Genomic DNA, 17,713 nt, shown 5'->3' with positions numbered 1-17,713 from the left:
CAAAGTAATCTGCCGATGATTCTACTCTTTCTGTGCGACAGAGCAACCGCGGGCAGCTGTCCCTACAACGGCCACGGTTCCATGCGGGTTGACGGCCAAAATGTTACTGCATGTAAAGCTGGAATTCCGTAAGATGGCTGCAAAGGAGCCTGCCATGCCCATCATTCTTGTCATCGTTGCACTGTGCGCGCTTCGCTATTTCGAAGTCTGGCGCTTTGCCGACGTCTCGTGGTGGTGGATCGGCGCCCTGATGGTGTTCGCGTTCGTCTGGTTTGAATTCATCGAACCGCTGCTGGGCCTGGACAAGCGCAAGGCGCACAACGAGGACGAGCTGCGGCGCCAGGAGCGCATGAAGAAGAACTTCGGCGGCGGCAAGAAGAAATAATGCGGATGTAACAACTGCCGAGGCCGTGTCCCACCGCGGGGTCAGTCACCGTAGTGAGACACGGGCTCAGCCTTCTAAGCTGATGGGCTCGTGTCCTTGTCGGGGTGTGACCCCATGGTGGACACGGGCTCGGCCGCTGGAATTGATGAGGCCGTGTCCCACTTTGGTGACTGACCCCGTGGTGGGACACGGGCTCGGCGGTGGTGTTGCTGGGGCGGTCAGCGCTTTAGTTGCGACAGGTCGCGCACCGCGCCGCGGTCGGCAGAGGTCGTCAGCGCGGCGTAGGCCTGCAGCGCTTGCGAGACGTAGCGCTCGCGGTTGACGGGCTTCCAGGCGGCGGCGCCACGCTCTTCCATCGCGGCGCGGCGATGCGCCAGCTCCTCGGCGGTAATGCGCAGGTTGATGGTGCGGTTCGGGATGTCGATCTCGATGGTGTCGCCTTCTTCCACCAGGCCGATCGCGCCGCCTTCCGCCGCTTCCGGGGAGGCGTGGCCGATGACGAGGCCCGACGAGCCGCCCGAGAAGCGCCCGTCCGTAAACAGCGCGCAGGCCTTGCCCAGGCCCTTGGACTTGATGTACGACGTCGGGTACAGCATTTCCTGCATGCCCGGACCACCCTTCGGTCCCTCGTAGCGGATGATGACGACGTCGCCTTCGTGCACGGTGTCGCCCAGGATGCCGGCCACCGCGTCATCCTGGCTTTCAAACACGCGCGCGCGGCCCGTGAACTTCAGGATGCTTTCGTCCACGCCGGCCGTCTTGACGATGCAGCCCTTCTCCGCGATGTTCCCGTACAGGACCGCCAGGCCGCCATCCTGCGAGTACGCGTGCGCACGGTCGCGGATGCAGCCGGCGCTGCGATCCAGGTCGTTGTCGTCATAGCGTTCCGACTGCGAGAACGCCACCTGCGTCGGCACACCACCGGGCGCGGCGCGGAACAGCTGGTGCACGGCCGGGTCGTCGCTGCGGCGGATGTCGTACTTCTCGATCGCCTCGGCGATGCTCTTGCTGTGCACCGTCGGCAGCGACGTGTCCAGGAGGCCGCCGCGCGCCAGTTCGCCCAGGATGGAAATGATGCCGCCGGCGCGGTGCACGTCCTCGATGTGGTATTTGTCGGTCATCGGCGCCACCTTGCACAGGCACGGCACGTTGCGCGAGATGCGGTCGATGTCGGCCATCGTGAAGTGCACTTCCGCCTCATGCGCGGCGGCCAGCAGGTGCAGCACGGTGTTTGTGGAGCCCCCCATCGACACGTCCAGCGCCATCGCGTTCTCGAACGCGGCCTTGGAGGCGATGGAGCGCGGCAGGATCGAGTAATCGTCCTGTTCGTAGTGGCGCTTGGCCAGGTCGACGATCAGGCGGCCGGCGCGCAGGAACAGCTCCTTGCGGTCGGCGTGCGTGGCGACGATCGTGCCGTTACCCGGCAGCGACAGGCCCAGCGCCTCCGTCAGGCAGTTCATCGAGTTGGCCGTAAACATGCCCGAGCAGGAGCCGCACGTCGGGCAGGCGGAGCGCTCCACTTCGGCCACGTCTTCGTCCGAGATGCGCGCGTCGCCGGCCTGGATCATCGCATCGACCAGGTCCAGCTTGATGATCTTGCGGTCGTTGTTGACGACCTTGACGACCTTGCCGGCCTCCATTGGCCCGCCCGAGACGAAGACGACGGGAATGTTCAACCGCATCGCGGCCATCAGCATGCCCGGCGTGATCTTGTCGCAGTTCGAGATGCACACCATCGCGTCGGCGCAGTGGGCGTTGACCATGTACTCGACCGAGTCGGCGATCAGGTCGCGCGACGGCAGCGAGTACAGCATGCCGCCGTGGCCCATGGCGATGCCGTCGTCGACGGCGATCGTGTTGAACTCCTTGGCGACACCGCCGGACGCCTCGATCTCGCGCGCGACCAGCTGGCCCAGGTCCTTCAGGTGCACGTGGCCGGGCACGAACTGGGTAAACGAATTGACGACGGCAACGATCGGCTTCTCGAAATCGCCATCCTTCATGCCCGTGGCGCGCCACAGCGCGCGCGCGCCGGCCATGTTGCGACCCTGGGTCGTGGTACGGGAACGGTAAGTGGGCATGGGTGTCTCCTCAGAACGGTGCCAATGGCGGTAAACAAGACGACCAGAGTGCGCTTTCCCCCATCAGTTGTCAAATATATGATTTAATGTCCTGTGATTCATTTCATATATCGGAGAACCGAAGACGGATGGCCACCAATATCGAACTGCGGCAACTGCGTTACTTCGTCACCGTTGCCGAGGAACTGCATTTCGGCCGTGCCGCACGGCGCCTGCACATGACGCAGCCGCCCCTGTCGCAGACCATCCTCGCGCTTGAGGACATGCTGGGCGCCCCGCTGTTCGACCGCAACCGCCGCGGCGTCGCACTGACGCCGGCCGGCGAGGCCCTGATGCCGGAAGCGCGCCGGCTGCTGGCACAGGCGGGCGAATTGCCGGGCCTTGTCAAGCGCGCGGCCGCCGGCGAAATGGGCAAGCTGTCGCTGGCATTCGTCTCGTCGGCCGATTACAGCGTGCTGCCGCCCTCCTTGCGCGCCTACCGGGCCGCCTTTCCCCATGTGCAGATTACACTGCAGGAAGCGACGTCGGACCGGCAGATGGACGAGCTGCTGCATGGCCGCATCGACGCGGGCCTGTTGATCCCGCCGCTGACGGACAAGGCCAAGGCCGAGCTGGACTACCTGCCCGTGCTGTCCGAACCCCTGATCCTCGCCTCCCCCGCCAACCTGCCGGAGCTGCGCGGCAAGCACGACGCCAGCCTGCGCACGTTACCGCCGCTGCCGCTGATCATCTTCCCGCGGGCGATCGCGCCAGGTCTGTATGATGCCATCCTTGCCGTGTTCCGTGCCGCCGGCATGACGCCCGTGATCGGCCAGGAAGCCATCCAGATGCAGACGATCGTCAGCCTGGTCTCGGCCGGCATGGGCATCGCACTTGTGCCACAATCGGTCTCCAACCTGCGACGCCCGGGAGTAGAATACCGGCCGCTGGCGCAGACGACGCCCCTCGTGGAGACGGGCCTGGCGTGGCGCCGCGACAGTATCACGCCCGTGTTGAAGGGCTTCCTGGACCTGATGAGAAAGAGACTCTGAATGCTGATACACCCGATGCCCGATCCGGTCGCGCTGCATATTGGCCCCGTGTCCATCCACTGGTACGGCCTGATGTACGTGCTGGCGTTCGCCCTGTTCATCGCGCTGGGGCGCGTGCGCATCCGCCAACCCCATATCGCCGCGCTGGGCTGGAAGGCGTCCGACCTGGATGACATGCTGTTCTACGGCATGCTGGGCGTCGTCATCGGTGGCCGCCTGGGCGAACTATTGTTCTACCGGCCCGACTGGTGGAGCAATTCCGTCGAGATCTTTATGATCTGGCATGGTGGCATGAGCTTCCACGGCGGTTTCCTGGGCGTGCTGATTGCGATGGCGTTCTGGGCGCGCAAGGCGGGCCGCAACCTGCTGGACGTGTACGACTTCATCGCACCGATGGTCCCGCTGGGTTATGCCTGCGGCCGCCTGGGCAACTTCATCAATGCCGAGCTGCCGGGCCGCGTGGTGGCCGATCCCTCGCTGCCATGGGCCATGCAGTGGCCGGACATCCGCTTCCCCCTGCTGCCGGACCCCGTGTTCCTGGAAGGGCTGCGCCACCCGTCGCCGCTCTACCAGATGCTGATCGACGGCATCCTCGTGTTCGCCATCCTGTGGCCCTTCGCGCGCCATGCCCGCCCGCGCCTGGCGGTCGGTGCGATGTACACGCTGCTGTACGGCTGCGCGCGTTTCATCACCGAGTATTTCCGCACGCCGGACTGGGAGACGACCGTGCTGGGCCTGCCCATCACGTCGGGCCAGGTACTGTCGCTGCCGATGATCGTGGCGGCGATCGCGATGCTGGTGTGGTCGTATCGGCGCAAGGTGTATGGGGCGGGGCCGGTGGCGGCTTAAAAGCCTGAAACCAGCAGCACGAGCCGGAGAGGCAGACCCCGTCGGGTCTGCCCCAGTCCTCGGTCCCGGGTCGGCCTTTTTACTACCCGATCAGCTTGACGATAAAGCGCCACTCCGCCGGCTCCACCGGCATCACCGACAGCCTGCTGCCCTTGGCCAGCAGGCGCATGTGCTCCAGCTCCGGGTGGCTGCGCAATTCCTTCAGGTCCACGTAACGTCCCTTGCGCACGGCCTTGACGTCGATGCCGGTCCAGCGCGGCTGCTCCGGCGTGGCCTTCGGATCGTAGTACGGGCTTTTGGGATCGAACTGGCTGGCGTCGGGATACGGCGCGCTGACGATTTCCGCGAGGCCCGCGACGCCCGGCACGGCGCAGCTGGAGTGATAGAACAGCACGCCGTCGCCCACCCGCATGCCGTCGCGGATGAAGTTGCGCGCCTGGTAGTTGCGCACGCCGTACCATGACGTGACCTGGCCGGGCGCGGCCAGCACGTCGTCGAAACTGACGTCGTCGGGTTCGGACTTCATCAACCAGTACTGCTTGGCCATCGGCGCTCCCTTGACAAAAAAGACGGACGAAAAAAAACGGCGGCGCATCCTTCGATGCCGCCAACCGCTTTCGTACTGCGCTACTGAATAAGGCCCCGCCTGTGCCGCTATGCCGGCATCCCGAACCTTACGGTTCAAGGTGGTCACAGTCAGTTCAACTTCGGGTTCATCGGACTAGCGACGCTCACGCCCGTCGAACTATGTTCCGCAACCGATGCATGTAAATGGTTCAAGGAATATATGACAATCGCGAACACTGCAGGGTGACACGGAGTTTACTCCTCAATCCGTGCGATTGAAAGCCCTAAATCCAATCGGCCCGTAAATCGCACCTGCGCTCAGAACAGGGCTTCCTGCGGTGTCAGGGCGCCATCGAGCACGCGCTGCATCGCGGCGATCTTCTGCTGCACTTCCAGCAGGGACATATCCGACAACGGGCCGGCAGGCGCCTTCGCCGTCAGGAATTCCGCCGCCATGGACAGCGCCGCCATCACGGCGATGCGGTCGTTGCCCTTGACCTTGCCGGCATCGCGGATCGTCGTCATTTTCTTGTCGAGCAGGCTGGCCGCCTCGCGCAACGCGCGCTCCTCGCCTTCCTTGCACATGAGGCGGTACGCCTGCCCCATGATGTTGACGTCCACGGGGGTCATTGCGCTGCCTCTTTCACGGCTTGTTCGGCTTCATCGGCTGCCACCGCTTCCTCGGCGGGCGCCGGCGGGGCGATCTTGTCGAGCAGGGCCGAGACGCGTTGATGCGCCTCGCCCAGCCGGTGCTGGTAACTGATGTTCTCGGCGACAAGCGCGGCATTGGCCTGGCGCAGTTGTGCGTTCTCGCGACGCAGGCTGTGCGTCAGCTCCGCCAACTGTTCGATCTTGTCAGCGAGTTCTTGGAAGTCGGAAATCATCCCGCCACTATAGGGCCGCACGAAAGCGTGGTCAACCGAATACACCCGGTTCTACACTTAATTACATCTTAATGACAATGATCGTGCTGACAACCTTCCGGCAGCATCGGCCCGTCAGCTGGCCGCGCCCAGCGCCAGCAACAGCATGGCACCCGCGAGCACGCCCAGCGCTGCACCGGCGGCTACGTTGATTGCGACACGGACCCAGTTGGGCGCGTGCAGGTCCCGGGGGAATTTGGTGTGGAACATCACAGCCTCCGCTATAGCTCACTACAACATCGGACAAGAAAGGACAGTGTGCACCCCAAACCACCTTTTGTCAAAACACAAACGCTGGGGTTGTTGACAGGTGTCGCACCCCCTCGATGACGGCCAGTCGGTACGAAAATGCAACCAGTTGGAGAATGTGCAATCACGGCCCTTGAAATAGGTGGTAGCCATCCCTATAATTGTTGGCACTCGTTAGTCGAGAGTGCTAACAAAGATTTTGAACCTCACTGTACATAAGGAGTTTTGTATGAACCTTCGCCCTTTGCACGATCGCGTCATCGTCAAACGTCTGGACCAGGAAACCAAGACTGCTTCCGGCCTGATCATTCCTGATGCCGCCGCCGAAAAGCCGGATCAGGGTGAAGTGCTGGCAGTTGGCAACGGCAAGGTGTCCGACACCGGCACGCTGCGCGCACTGGAAGTCAAGGTCGGCGATCGCGTACTGTTCGGCAAATACTCCGGCCAGGCTGTCAAGGTCGACGGCGAAGAGCTGCTGGTGATGCGCGAAGAAGACATCATGGCCATCGTCCAGAAGTAATCTGGTCCGCATTGGCACCCTTAAAGAATTCAGGAGAACACAAACATGGCAGCTAAAGAAGTAATTTTCGGCGACGCAGCGCGCGCCAAAATGGTCGAAGGCATCAACATCCTGGCGAACGCCGTCAAGGTGACCCTGGGCCCGAAAGGCCGCAACGTCGTGCTGGAGCGTTCGTTCGGCTCCCCTACCGTCACCAAGGACGGTGTCTCGGTCGCCAAGGAAATCGAACTGAAGGACAAGCTGCAGAACATGGGCGCGCAGATGGTCAAGGAAGTCGCTTCCAAGACGTCCGACAACGCCGGTGACGGCACCACCACCGCGACCGTGCTGGCACAAGCCATCGTGCGCGAAGGCATGAAGTTCGTTGCCGCCGGCATGAACCCGATGGACCTGAAGCGCGGCATCGACAAGGCCGTCGCCGCCACCGTCGAAGAACTGAAGAACATCGCCAAGCCATGCACGACGTCGAAGGAAATCGCCCAGGTTGGCGCGATCTCCGCGAACTCGGATGCCTCGATCGGCGAGCGCATCGCCGAAGCGATGGAAAAAGTGGGCAAGGAAGGCGTCATCACCGTCGAAGACGGCAAGTCGCTGAACGACGAGCTGGACATCGTTGAAGGTATGCAGTTCGACCGCGGCTACCTGTCGCCGTACTTCATCAACAACCAAGAGAAGCAAGTTGCCGTGCTGGAGAATCCGTTCGTCCTGCTGTGCGACAAGAAGATCTCGAACATCCGCGACCTGCTGCCGGTACTGGAGCAAGTGGCCAAAGCCGGCCGTCCGCTGCTGATCATCGCCGAAGACATCGAAGGCGAAGCCCTGGCAACGCTGGTGGTCAACAACATCCGCGGCATCCTGAAGACCTGCGCAGTGAAAGCCCCTGGCTTCGGCGACCGTCGCAAGGCCATGCTGGAAGACATCGCCATCCTGACCGGCGGCCAGGTCGTCGCTGAAGAAGTCGGCCTGACGCTGGAAAAAATCTCGCTGGCCGAACTAGGCCAGGCCAAGCGCATCGAAGTGGGCAAGGAAAACACCATCGTCATCGACGGCGCTGGCGAAGCTGCCGGCATCGAAGGCCGCGTCAAGCAGATCCGCGTGCAGATCGAAGAAGCGACGTCGGACTACGACCGTGAGAAGCTGCAAGAGCGCGTGGCCAAGCTGGCCGGCGGCGTTGCCGTGATCAAGGTTGGCGCTGCCACCGAAGTCGAGATGAAAGAGAAGAAGGCCCGCGTGGAAGACGCGCTGCACGCAACCCGTGCCGCCGTCGAAGAAGGTATCGTGCCAGGCGGCGGTGTCGCCCTGCTGCGTGCCCGCGCTGCCCTGACCGTCAAGGGCGACAACCCTGACCAGGAAGCCGGCATCAAGATCGTGCTGCGCGCGATGGAAGAGCCACTGCGCATGATCGTGCAGAACGCCGGCGAAGAAGCCTCCGTCGTCGTCAACGCTGTCCTGGGCGGCACCGGCAACTACGGCTACAACGCTGCCAACGGCACCTACGGCGACATGGTCGAAATGGGCGTGCTGGATCCAGCCAAGGTGACCCGTTCGGCCCTGCAGAACGCTGCTTCGATCGCCGGCCTGATGCTGACGACCGACTGCATGGTTGCCGAAGTCGTGGAAGACAAGCCAGCCGGCGGTATGGGTGGCATGGGCGGTATGGGTGGCATGGGCGGCATGGACGGCATGATGTAATCGTCCCGCCGGCTACCAGCTGCGCAAAAAGCCGCTTCTTCGGAAGCGGCTTTTTTTCGTTTGTCGTTCACAACTGTATCGCCAACAAAAAAGGCCGCCACGGGCAGCCTTGCAGTCAACGCTCAATGATGCTGTCGACGCCGGGCAAGGATGGCGCCCACGGCGCTGCCGATCCCCACACCCAGGCCGATGCCCATCGCAAAATTATCCATCGCAACGCCAATTGCACAGCCGATCGCGGCCCCGAGGCTGATACCGACGCCCACATAGCGGCCCATGAAATCGTCTGGTTCCATATCCATACAAGTCTCCGTCGTTGAGTTGTTGTGGATTTAATATACGCCTGTTTTTTGCTAACGCTGCTGTTTTTTTCAGCGAGTGTCCCGCGTTGGCAACGGTTCCAAAACGGCTGAGCAGCTACTGCGGCGCAGCAAAAAAGAATCGGGGACAGCCTCCATTTCAGGAATCGGGGACAGCCTCCAATTCCGGCCAAATGGAGGCTGTCCCCGATTTTGCCGTGCGCCGCCGCTGGCGTGCTCGTCCTATCATGTCCTTTTGGTAACGAGCGAGACAGACATGGCAGACACGGTAGGCGACTTCCTGTTGCAGCGCATGAACGCTTGGGGCGTGCAGCGCGTGTTCGGATATCCGGGCGACGGCATCAACGGCATCATGGGCGCGTTCGGACGCCAGGATGCGATCGACTTCATCCAGGTGCGGCACGAGGAAATGGCCGCCTTCATGGCCACGGCGCACGCCAAGTTCACGGGCGAAGTGGGCGTCTGCGTGGCCACCTCCGGCCCCGGCGCCATCCACCTGTTGAACGGCCTGTACGACGCCAAGCTGGATCACCAGCCGGTCGTGGCCATCGTCGGCCAGCAGAAGCGCGCGTCGATCGGCGGCGACTACCAGCAGGAAGTCGACCTGGTCTCGCTGTTCAAGGACGTGGCCCACGAATACGTGCACATGGCCACCGACGCGGCTCAGGTGCGCCACCTGGTCGATCGCGCGTTTCGCATCGCCAAGGAGCAGCGCACCGTCACGTGCATCATCTTCCCCAACGACGTGCAGGAGCTGGATGCCGTGCCGCAGCCGCCACGCGAGCACGGCACCGTCCATTCCGGCATCGGCGCCCTCACCCGCAGCCACGTGCCGCCGGCCGAGGCGCTGCAACAGGCGGCCCGTATCCTCAACGAGGGCAGGAAGGTGGCGATCCTGGCCGGCGCCGGCGCACTGCATGCGACGGACGAACTGATCGAAGTGGCCGAGCTGCTGGGCGCCGGCATCGCCAAGGCGCTGCTGGGCAAGGCGGCCGTGCCGGACGACCTGCCGTTCGTCACAGGCTCCATCGGCCTGCTGGGCACGAAGCCCAGCCACGACATGATGAACGGCTGCGACACCTTGCTGATGGTGGGCTCGAACTTCCCGTACAGCGAGTTCCTGCCGAAGGAAGGCCAGGCGCGCGGCGTGCAGATCGATATCGACGCGCGCCGCGCCAGCGTGCGCTACCCGATGGAATTCAACCTGATCGGCGATGCCAAGGCCACGTTGCGCGCGCTGATCCCGCTGCTCGAGCGCAAGGCCGACCGCGGCTGGCAGGACGACATCCGCGAAGGCGTCGAGCGCTGGTGGCGCGTGCTGGAAGGCCGGGCGATGAACGACGCGAATCCCATCAACCCGCAGCGCGTGTTCTGGGAACTGTCGCCGCGGCTGCCCGACAACTGCGTCGTCGCCGTCGATTCCGGCTCGGTGGCGAACTGGTACGCGCGCGACGTGAAGATGCGGCGCGGGATGATGACGAGCGTGTCCGGTGGCCTGTCGACGATGGGCTGCGCCGTCCCCTACGCCATCGCCGCCAAGTTCGCCCTGCCCGACCGTCCCGTCGTCGCGCTGGTCGGTGACGGCGCCATGCAGATGAACGGCATCAATGGCCTGATCACGGTGGCGAAGTACTGGCGTCGCTGGGGCAACGGCAAGCTGGTGATCATGGTGCTGAACAACCGCGACCTGAACCTCGTCACGTGGGAAGAGCGGGCCATCGGCGGCAATCCAAAATACGAGGCGTCGCAGACGATGCCGGACTTCCCGTACGCGGCCTATGCCGAGCTGCTTGGCCTGAAGGGCATCCGCATCGACACGCCGGACGGCGTCGCCGCCGGCTGGGAAGCGGCGCTGGCGGCCGACCGCCCCTGCGTGCTGGAGATGGTGACGGACCCGGACGTGCCGCCGCTGCCGCCGGACGTCTCGCCCAAGCAGGCCAAGGCCTACTTTGCCGCGCTGCTGAAGGGCGATCCGGACGCGCTGGCCATCGTCAAGGCCAGCATCAAGGAGACATGGGAGGCATGGTTCCCGCCGAAAAAGTGAGGCGCCGCGCAATTGCTGGCAACGGGCCTTTGGTTTAGTATGAGGCACCCCAACTTCGCAGAAAGCAGCGCCCCGATGAGCAAGTTCTCCCGCCTTCCCGCCGTCGCCGGCACGCTTGCCGGCCTGCTGGCAGCCGGACTGGGAGTGCTGTACTTCTACCCGCCTGGCGGCAAGCCGCTGCCTGCCGCCGCGCCGCCAACGTCCAGCCACGCGCCGGCACAGCGCCTGAGCCGCGACCAGGCGATGGAACACCTGCTCGCGCTGCCGGAGCTGGAGGCGTGGTCGGCGGCCATCGAGAAGAACTCGGGCGGCGCGCACCACGGTGCCGTCATCGAATACGATCCGGCGCCGCGCCTGGTGGACGGCAAACCGTACTACCAGCTCAACTTCGTCGAGAACACGCCGCAGGCGGCCGTGACGTGGCAGGGCTTCCTCGTCGGCACCGGCGGCGACATCCTCGTCGAGGACGAGGCCACCGACCAGTTGCTGCCGCTGGCGCGCTGGCGCAGCGAACAGCAGCCGATGCAGCGCGCGGCGCCCCGCCCCGCGACACCCTGAGGCCAGTACCGTATCATTGCACCATGTTCAAAAAATTATTCGCCTCCTTTGGCGCGCGCAAGGCAGTGCCGGGCGCCAGCGCCCGTCCGTACAAATCGGAAGAACTCGACCTCGTCTACCAGCTGCTGTTCTGCGACGATCCCGACCTCGTCAAGGCCACGCCCGTGCAGGCCTCGCTGTTCGGCACGGCCACGGATCCGCGCGTCGTGCAGACCATCGGCGAGGATGCCGGTGAGGAAAGCCGCGTGCGCCTGCTGGCCTGGCACTGGCTGCGTTCCTCGGGCCAGCCGTTCGCGTCGCGCGAGGTGCTGGGCGTCGTCGTCGAGGTCCCGCTGGACGAAGGCCTGGATGCGCTGGCGGCCTATGCCGACGGCAGCGTCCGCTACATCAACCACACGGGCCGCGTGGCCGTGTTCGAGGGCGCGCCGGCCGAGGTGGCCGAACAGGGCAAGCGCCTCGTGCACGCGGCCATTCCGCTGGCGGTACGCGGCCCCGTGAAGCAACGCATGGCGCCGCCCGCGCTGGGTACCGTGCGTTTTTCATTGCTGGCGGCCGACGGCCTGCACGTGCGCGAAGGCACGTTTGCCGAGATCGCGCGCGACCAGCTGACCGGCCCCGTGCTGCAGGAAGCCCAGCGCTTGCTGGACACTGTCGTCAAGCAGGGGACGTAACCGCCGGCCGCGCCGACGCGGCAGGCACCCGGTCCACCCACCAGAACGAGAACACCACCAGCGCCGTCGCCACCCAGCCATTGATGCCGTAGCCGGCGATATGGCCGGCGGTATCCGTGTGCAGCCACGATCCCCCAGCAAGGCGCCCAGGCCGGTGCCGATCTGCGCCACCGCCGCGTTCGCGCTGAGGAAGGCGCCACGTTGCTGCGGTTGCGGCACCGTCGTCATCAGTGCCTGCAGCGGCACGTTACGGCCCGACATGGCGACCATGAAGAACGGGAACAGTGCGATCAGCACGGCCAGCGACAGTTGCGGCATGTGCGTGATGCCCAGCATGGGCACGATCGAGGCAAGCGCCATCATGCGGTAGACGCGATGCTTGCCGGCGCGGTCGGACCACGTGCCGATCAGGCGCGACGTGAAGAACGTCGCGAGGCCGCCGGCCAGGTAGATCCACATGATGTCGCCCGGCCGCACGCCCAGGTTCCCCACCAGTACGGGCGAAATGAACGGAATCACCAGCATCCCGGACAGCATCGTCACGAACGTCAGCAGGAAGGCGCGCAGGTGCGCCGGCACGCGCAGCAGGCTCACGAGGTCCGGCAGCACGCGGGCCAGCGGCACGCGCTGCGCCAGGTGCGTCCTCAAAGCCGGCAGCACGAACGCGGCCAGCAGCCAGATCGCCAGCGAGAACAGCACCAGCAGGTAGAACGGCGATTGCCAGCCGTAGCGGGCCGCCAGGCCGACGCCCAGCGGTACGCCGGCAATGGCGGCCATGCTGAACGACGTCATGACGACGCCCGTGGCCGCGCCGCGCCGCTGCGCCGGGATCAGGTCGCCGATGATGGCCATGCCGATGGCGCCCAGCACGCCGCCCGTCAGGCCGGCAAACGCGCGCGACAGCACCAGCACGTCGAAGCTGGGCGCCAGCGCGCACGCCAGGTTGGACAGGTTGAACAGCATGAACACCGTCAGCAGCAGGCGCTTGCGATCGAACCGGTCGATATAGGTCGCGGCCAGCAGGCCGGACAGCCCGGCGCACCAGGCATAGGCGGAGACGGCGCCGGAGAACTGTGCGGCGCTGATGGAGAACGCCTGCATCAGCTGGGGCGACAGCGGCATCATGACCATGAAGTCCATGATGACGGTGAACTGGATCAGGGCGAGCAGCCACAGGACGAGGCGCTCGCGGGTGGGGGTCAGTGGTGTGGGGGCAGTCATCTTGTCGTGCTTTCGTCTGTGGGTGGGCCGCTTGCAGCGGCCCGGGTCCGGTCAATCGAGCTTGCCGATCTCTTCGCTCGCGCGACGCAGGATCGCGGCGATCTGTTCGCGCCGCGCCGCCGGTGCGTGCGGGTCGCGCGCCCGCACGATCACGGTCTCCTTCAGCGCATGCATGACGGCGCGCAGGTCGTCGTGGCGGCCATCGCCGCGTCCCGGCCCGCGACCGCCTTCCACCAGCCGCGCCATCAGGGCATCGACCATGGCGCGGTTCTCGTCCAGGAACTGTTGCCCTTCCGGCGTGATCGAGTGCAGCTTCTTGTTGCCTTCCTGGCTGATCGACACGTGGCCCATGTCGTACAGCATGGCCATCAACGGGTAGATCGCACCCGGGCTGGGCGCATAGCCGCCACCGATGCGCGTCTCCAATTCCTTGATGATCTCATACCCGTGGCGGGGCTTCTCGGCGATCAGTTGCAAGACGACATAACGCATCGCGCCCGAGTCGAACATGCGCGGCCCGCGCCCGCCGCCGCCCATGCCGCGCGGATGGTGGTGATGGTGGTCGTGCATATGGTAGCCGTGTTTGCGGAACATCTGGAACATGGTTTTCTCCTTACGATATATCTTACGTACGATATATCGTAAACGTTTTCTGGCCGAGTGCAAGGTTTTTTTGGGGTCTGTCCCTGCAAGGGACTGACCCGGAAGTTTTCCAGCATGTCGACGGATCGGCAAAACTTCGGGGTCAGTCCCGCAGGGACAGACCCCAAACGTGGTCTCGCGCACAGTCACGCCCGCCGTCCGCCAGCACAATGAAGCATCGACCACAGGAGGAAAACCATGCGCAAGATGATCATGATGGCCATCGCCGGCTTTATCTGGAAAAAATTCCAGGCACGCATGAACCGGGCCCCGGCCCGGCCGATGCAGCGCCGTTACTGAAACGGCGGCACGTAAAAAAAGCCGGGGCGCTCGCGCGGCCCGGCTTTTTTCATGGACAAACGCGTCAGCTGTCCAGGTGCGAGATCAGGAGACGGGGGCTTTCCTGCGCCGAGCCCTTGCGCTCCAGCACCAGCGCCTTGTTCGATTCGTCCAGCGAGATGCCGACCGTGAGGATGTCGATCAGCAGCAGTTGCAGGATGCGCGAGATCATCGACAGGAACGTCGTGCTGTCCTCGCTGTGGTCGACCGCCAGGCACACGCTGGCCTTCTTCGCCAGCGGCGACTGGCTCGTCGTGATGGCGATGACATCCGCGCCGCCCGCGCGCGCCGTGTCGACCGCGTCCAGCAGTTCCGGCAGCTTGCCCGAGTTCGAGATGGCGATCACCACGTCGCCCGGCTGCAGCAGCTCGGCCGCCAGCGACAGCAGGTGCGAGTCGCCATAGGACGCCGTGGGAATGCGGAAGCGGAAGAACTTGTGCTGGCCGTCCAGGCCCACCACGCGCGAATTCCCCATCGCATAGAACTCCACCTTCTTCGCCTTCGAGACCAGCGCGATGGCGCGGTCGAGCGCGCGTACGTCCAGCTGGTCGCGGAACTTCAGGATCGCCGATACCGTATTGTCGATGACCTTGGCCGACAGGTCGTGCGTGCTGTCGCTGACGCGCACCTGGCTGTGGCGCACGGGAATGGCGCCCGTCAGGCTGCTGGCGAACTTGAGCTTGAAGTCGGCCAGGCCCGTGAAGCCCAGCGAACGGCAGAAGCGGATGACGGTGGGCTGCGATACTTCGGCCAGCCGCGCGATGTCGGCAATCGGTTCGTTCAGCACGAGGCGCGGCTGCTCCAGCACCAGCTGCGCCACGCGCTGTTCGGCCGGCGTCAGCTCGTGGTGCAGGTGCTGCACGCGCTCCATCAGCGTGTTGGCGCCGCTGCGCCCGCGCAGGTGCTCGGACAGGATCGTGGCCACGCCATAGAAAGCCGGATTCGGCGTGGTGATCACGTAGGTCGGAATTTCGGCCAGGTACGACGAGAAGCGCCCCTTGGCTTCGAAGCGGGTGCGGAACGGCGACTCCTTGAACCACTCGCCCATGCGCGGCACGATGCCGCCACCGATGAAGATACCGCCGAAGGAGCCCAGCGTGACGGCCAGGTTGGCGGCCGCGCCGCCCAGCATCGCGCAGAAGCACTCCAGCACTTCCAGGCACAACGCATCCTTGTCCTTGAGCGCACCGGCAATGATCTGCTGCGACGTCAGGTCGCGCACCTGGCGCCCGTTGCGGCGTGCGATGGCGCGGTAGATGATCTCCATGCCGGGGCCGGAAATCAGGCGCTCGTTCGACACGTGCGGCCAGGTCTGCCACGCATACTGCAGGATCGCGTACTCGCGCTCGTCGGCCGGCGCGAAGTTGTTGTGGCCCCCTTCGGAGCCCAGGGTGACGAAGCCGTCGACGGTGGGGATGACGCCGGAGCAGCCCAGGCCCGTGCCGGGACCCAGCACGCCGATGACGGAATTGGCCGCCGGCGCGCCGCCGCCCACCTGCATCAGGTCGGACGGCTTGAACGTGGGGATCGCCATTGCCAGCGCCGTGAAGTCGTTCACGACCAGCAGCGTGTGCAGGCCCAGTTCGCGCCGCACTTCGTCGGTGGAGAACTGCCAGTCCCGGTTGGTCATGCGGATGTAGTCGCCGTGGACGGGATTGGCCAGCGCCAGCGCGCCGTGGTTCAGGTTGATGTCCGGATGGTCGGCCAGGTAGCTGCGCAACAGGGGCACGATGCCGGTGTAGTCGTCGCACTGCAGCACGCGCACCGACTGGTACTCGCCGGGGGCCGTCTGCAGGGCGAAGCGGGCATGGGTAGCGCCAATATCGGCCAGCAGGCGGGGACCGTCGGCAAACGCGGTGCGGCTCAGTTTTTGGTCAACATCCAGTTGTTTCATCGTCTGCCCTGCCCTAGTGAAGATTTGCTAATGCCACAGAGGCCGCAGCATACCGTAAATGTCGCGTACAAAAAAGACAGGCCCGGTCGGGACCGGGCCTTTCAGCTTATGCGGCGTAGCCGAACCACGCGCCGCAGGGCGGCAAGGTGACCTCGTCGCCCTGTACTTCCCCAGGCAAGCCGGGTTGCGGCAGGGCCTCGGCGCCGCGCAGCTGCGGCAACGTGAAGCGCACCGTGTCGCCGCCCAAGTTGAATACGCACAGGACGCCGCGCTCGCCCGGCAGGTCGCGCCGGAACGCCAGCACCGGTTCGGGCGCGGGCAGGAATTCGATGTCGCCCCGCGTCAGCTGCGGCATCGTGCGGCGCCACGCGATCATGCGGCGGGCGAAGTTCAGCGGCGAGTGCTCGTCCGCCTCCTGCGTCGATGCCGCCACCGCGACATGTTCGGGCACCACCGGCAGCCATGGCTGGCCACTGGTGAAACCGCCGTTCGGACCTTCCGTCCACGCGATCGGCGTGCGGCAGCCATCGCGGCCCTTGAACTCGGGCCAGAACGTGATGCCGTACGGGTCCTGGATCAGTTCATACGGCACGTCCGCCTCGGTGAACGCCAGCTCGTCGCCCTGGTACAGCGTGGGCGTGCCTTTCAGCGACAGCTGCATCGCCAGCGCCAGCTTGCCGAAGGCCGCGGGATCCTTGCCCTTGCCCCAGCGCGTGGCCACGCGCGGCACGTCGTGGTTGCCCACCGACCAGGAGGCCCAGCCGTCCTTGACGCGGCGGTTGAACTCCTCGACCTGCGTGCGGATGTGCCTGGCCGAGTGGTCTTCCGTCAGCAGGTTGAAGCTGTAGGCCATGTGCAGCTTGTCGCCGCCGGCCGTGTATTCGGCCATGAAGGCCAGTGCGTCGTCCGCGCCCACCTCGCCGATGGAGACGGCGCCGAATTCGTCCAGCACCTGGCGCACGCGCTGCAGGAATGCCACGTTCTCGGGACGGCACTTGTCGTAGACGTGGGCCTGGAAGCCGTAGGGATTGACGTCCGTGACGGTGGACGTGTCGCGCACCGTCGCGGGCGGATTGCTGCGCAGTTCCTTGTCGTGGAAATGGAACGTGACGGCATCCAGGCGCACCCCGTCGACGCCGCGGGCCAGCCAGAAACGCAGGCTGTCCAGCATCGCCTGCTGCACTTGCGGGTTGTGGAAGTTCAAGTCCGGCTGGCTGGTCAGGAAGTTATGCATGTAGTACTGCTTGCGGCGGGCGTCCCACTGCCATGCCGAGCCGCCGAACACGGATAGCCAGTTGTTCGGCGGATTCCCGTCCGGCAGCGGATCGGCCCACACGAACCAGTCGGCCTTCGGATTGTCACGGCTGCCGCGGCTCTCGACGAACCACGGGTGCTGGTCCGAGCAGTGGCTCATCACCTGGTCGATCATGATCTTCACGCCCACGCTGTGCGCCTTGGCGATCATGCGGTCGAAGTCTGCCAGCGTGCCGAACATCGGATCGACGTCGCAGTAGTCGGCGATGTCGTAGCCGAAGTCCTTCATCGGCGACTTGAAGAACGGCGAGACCCAGACGATGTCCACGCCCAGCTTCGCGATGTAGTCGAGGCGTTCGGCAATCCCGTTCAAGTCGCCGATACCGTCGCCGTTCGTGTCGAGGTAGCTGCGCGGGTACACCTGATAGATGATGGCTTCCTGCCACCAGGTCGGGGACGATGTCTGGCTCATG

General features: G+C 64.9%; 17 protein-coding genes, 1 other RNA gene and 1 pseudogene. 8 read left to right on the top strand and 11 right to left on the bottom strand.

Going from position 1 to position 17,713, the window contains the following annotated elements:
• The first annotated feature begins 154 nt into the window (after nucleotides 1-154).
• A complete protein-coding gene (locus PX653_RS27335; protein WP_277415774.1) occupies nucleotides 155-385 on the top strand; it encodes a TIGR04438 family Trp-rich protein in 231 nt (76 codons plus the stop codon).
• 218 nt (nucleotides 386-603) lie between these two features.
• On the opposite strand, the gene ilvD is transcribed toward PX653_RS27335, so the two are convergent.
• Nucleotides 604-2,466, bottom strand: coding sequence for a dihydroxy-acid dehydratase (gene ilvD / locus PX653_RS27330; RefSeq protein WP_277415773.1), 1,863 nt, complete (start codon nucleotides 2,464-2,466; stop codon nucleotides 604-606).
• A 128-nt stretch (nucleotides 2,467-2,594) separates the two neighbouring features.
• Between ilvD and PX653_RS27325 the strand changes: the two genes are divergently transcribed.
• Together PX653_RS27325 and lgt are read left to right on the top strand one after the other, a co-directional pair.
• A complete protein-coding gene (locus PX653_RS27325; protein WP_277415772.1) occupies nucleotides 2,595-3,497 on the top strand; it encodes a LysR family transcriptional regulator in 903 nt (300 codons plus the stop codon).
• Complete coding sequence (lgt, locus tag PX653_RS27320; protein WP_277415771.1) at nucleotides 3,498-4,346, top strand: prolipoprotein diacylglyceryl transferase; 849 nt, start codon at nucleotides 3,498-3,500, stop codon at nucleotides 4,344-4,346. It begins immediately after the preceding gene.
• 82 nt (nucleotides 4,347-4,428) lie between these two features.
• Here lgt and PX653_RS27315 read toward each other — a convergent pair whose 3' ends face one another.
• From PX653_RS27315 to PX653_RS27295, 5 genes are all read right to left on the bottom strand, one after another.
• Nucleotides 4,429-4,893, bottom strand: a complete 465-nt coding sequence (locus tag PX653_RS27315; RefSeq protein ID WP_277415770.1) for an EVE domain-containing protein — start codon at nucleotides 4,891-4,893, stop codon at nucleotides 4,429-4,431.
• A gap of 88 nt (nucleotides 4,894-4,981) precedes the next feature.
• A non-coding RNA gene (gene ssrS / locus PX653_RS27310) (6S RNA) lies at nucleotides 4,982-5,161 on the bottom strand.
• Nucleotides 5,162-5,231: 70 nt separating this feature from the next.
• Nucleotides 5,232-5,543, bottom strand: a complete 312-nt coding sequence (locus PX653_RS27305; RefSeq protein WP_277415769.1) for a cell division protein ZapA — start codon at nucleotides 5,541-5,543, stop codon at nucleotides 5,232-5,234.
• Complete coding sequence (locus tag PX653_RS27300; protein ID WP_277415768.1) at nucleotides 5,540-5,797, bottom strand: hypothetical protein; 258 nt, start codon at nucleotides 5,795-5,797, stop codon at nucleotides 5,540-5,542. The genes PX653_RS27305 and PX653_RS27300 overlap by 4 nt, the downstream gene beginning before the upstream one ends.
• Before the next feature lie 114 nt (nucleotides 5,798-5,911).
• Nucleotides 5,912-6,046: a hypothetical protein gene (locus tag PX653_RS27295; RefSeq protein ID WP_277415767.1), complete on the bottom strand. Its 135-nt coding sequence runs from the start codon at nucleotides 6,044-6,046 to the stop codon at nucleotides 5,912-5,914.
• Between the two features lie 268 nt (nucleotides 6,047-6,314).
• Between PX653_RS27295 and groES the strand changes: the two genes are divergently transcribed.
• Both groES and groL read left to right on the top strand, forming a co-directional pair.
• Nucleotides 6,315-6,605: a co-chaperone GroES gene (gene groES / locus PX653_RS27290; RefSeq protein WP_155710333.1), complete on the top strand. Its 291-nt coding sequence runs from the start codon at nucleotides 6,315-6,317 to the stop codon at nucleotides 6,603-6,605.
• A 45-nt stretch (nucleotides 6,606-6,650) separates the two neighbouring features.
• Entirely contained in the window at nucleotides 6,651-8,297 is a 1,647-nt protein-coding gene (gene groL, locus PX653_RS27285) for a chaperonin GroEL (RefSeq protein WP_277415766.1), read from the top strand.
• A gap of 122 nt (nucleotides 8,298-8,419) precedes the next feature.
• Here groL and PX653_RS27280 read toward each other — a convergent pair whose 3' ends face one another.
• Nucleotides 8,420-8,599 carry a glycine zipper domain-containing protein gene (locus tag PX653_RS27280; protein WP_277415765.1) on the bottom strand — a complete coding sequence of 60 codons (180 nt, stop codon included), beginning with the start codon at nucleotides 8,597-8,599 and terminating at the stop codon, nucleotides 8,420-8,422.
• Nucleotides 8,600-8,873: 274 nt separating this feature from the next.
• Between PX653_RS27280 and PX653_RS27275 the strand changes: the two genes are divergently transcribed.
• From PX653_RS27275 to PX653_RS27265, 3 genes are all read left to right on the top strand, one after another.
• On the top strand, nucleotides 8,874-10,661 hold the full coding sequence (locus tag PX653_RS27275; protein ID WP_277415764.1) for a thiamine pyrophosphate-requiring protein: 1,788 nt from the start codon (nucleotides 8,874-8,876) through the stop codon (nucleotides 10,659-10,661).
• A gap of 75 nt (nucleotides 10,662-10,736) precedes the next feature.
• Nucleotides 10,737-11,219 carry a hypothetical protein gene (locus tag PX653_RS27270; protein WP_277415763.1) on the top strand — a complete coding sequence of 161 codons (483 nt, stop codon included), beginning with the start codon at nucleotides 10,737-10,739 and terminating at the stop codon, nucleotides 11,217-11,219.
• Nucleotides 11,220-11,242: 23 nt separating this feature from the next.
• Nucleotides 11,243-11,890, top strand: a complete 648-nt coding sequence (locus PX653_RS27265; RefSeq protein WP_277415762.1) for a hypothetical protein — start codon at nucleotides 11,243-11,245, stop codon at nucleotides 11,888-11,890.
• Here PX653_RS27265 and PX653_RS27260 read toward each other — a convergent pair.
• From PX653_RS27260 to PX653_RS27245, 4 genes and pseudogenes are all read right to left on the bottom strand, one after another.
• Nucleotides 11,874-13,111, bottom strand: a pseudogene (locus PX653_RS27260) (MFS transporter). The gene PX653_RS27265 and the pseudogene PX653_RS27260 sit on opposite strands and share 17 nt — an antisense overlap.
• A 51-nt stretch (nucleotides 13,112-13,162) precedes the next feature.
• Nucleotides 13,163-13,714, bottom strand: a complete 552-nt coding sequence (locus PX653_RS27255; RefSeq protein ID WP_277415761.1) for a PadR family transcriptional regulator — start codon at nucleotides 13,712-13,714, stop codon at nucleotides 13,163-13,165.
• A 403-nt stretch (nucleotides 13,715-14,117) separates the two neighbouring features.
• On the bottom strand, nucleotides 14,118-15,986 hold the full coding sequence (locus tag PX653_RS27250) for a glucokinase (RefSeq protein ID WP_277415760.1): 1,869 nt from the start codon (nucleotides 15,984-15,986) through the stop codon (nucleotides 14,118-14,120).
• 106 nt (nucleotides 15,987-16,092) lie between these two features.
• Nucleotides 16,093-17,712, bottom strand: coding sequence for an alpha-glucosidase family protein (locus PX653_RS27245; protein WP_277415759.1), 1,620 nt, complete (start codon nucleotides 17,710-17,712; stop codon nucleotides 16,093-16,095).
• Nucleotide 17,713: the final 1 nt, after the last annotated feature.

It is taken from the genome of Pseudoduganella chitinolytica (assembly GCF_029028125.1).
GTDB lineage: Bacteria > Pseudomonadota > Gammaproteobacteria > Burkholderiales > Burkholderiaceae_D > Rugamonas > Rugamonas chitinolytica.
The sequence above is the reverse complement of the archived record's forward strand: the minus strand, read 5'-3'. Positions and strand labels throughout refer to the sequence as shown.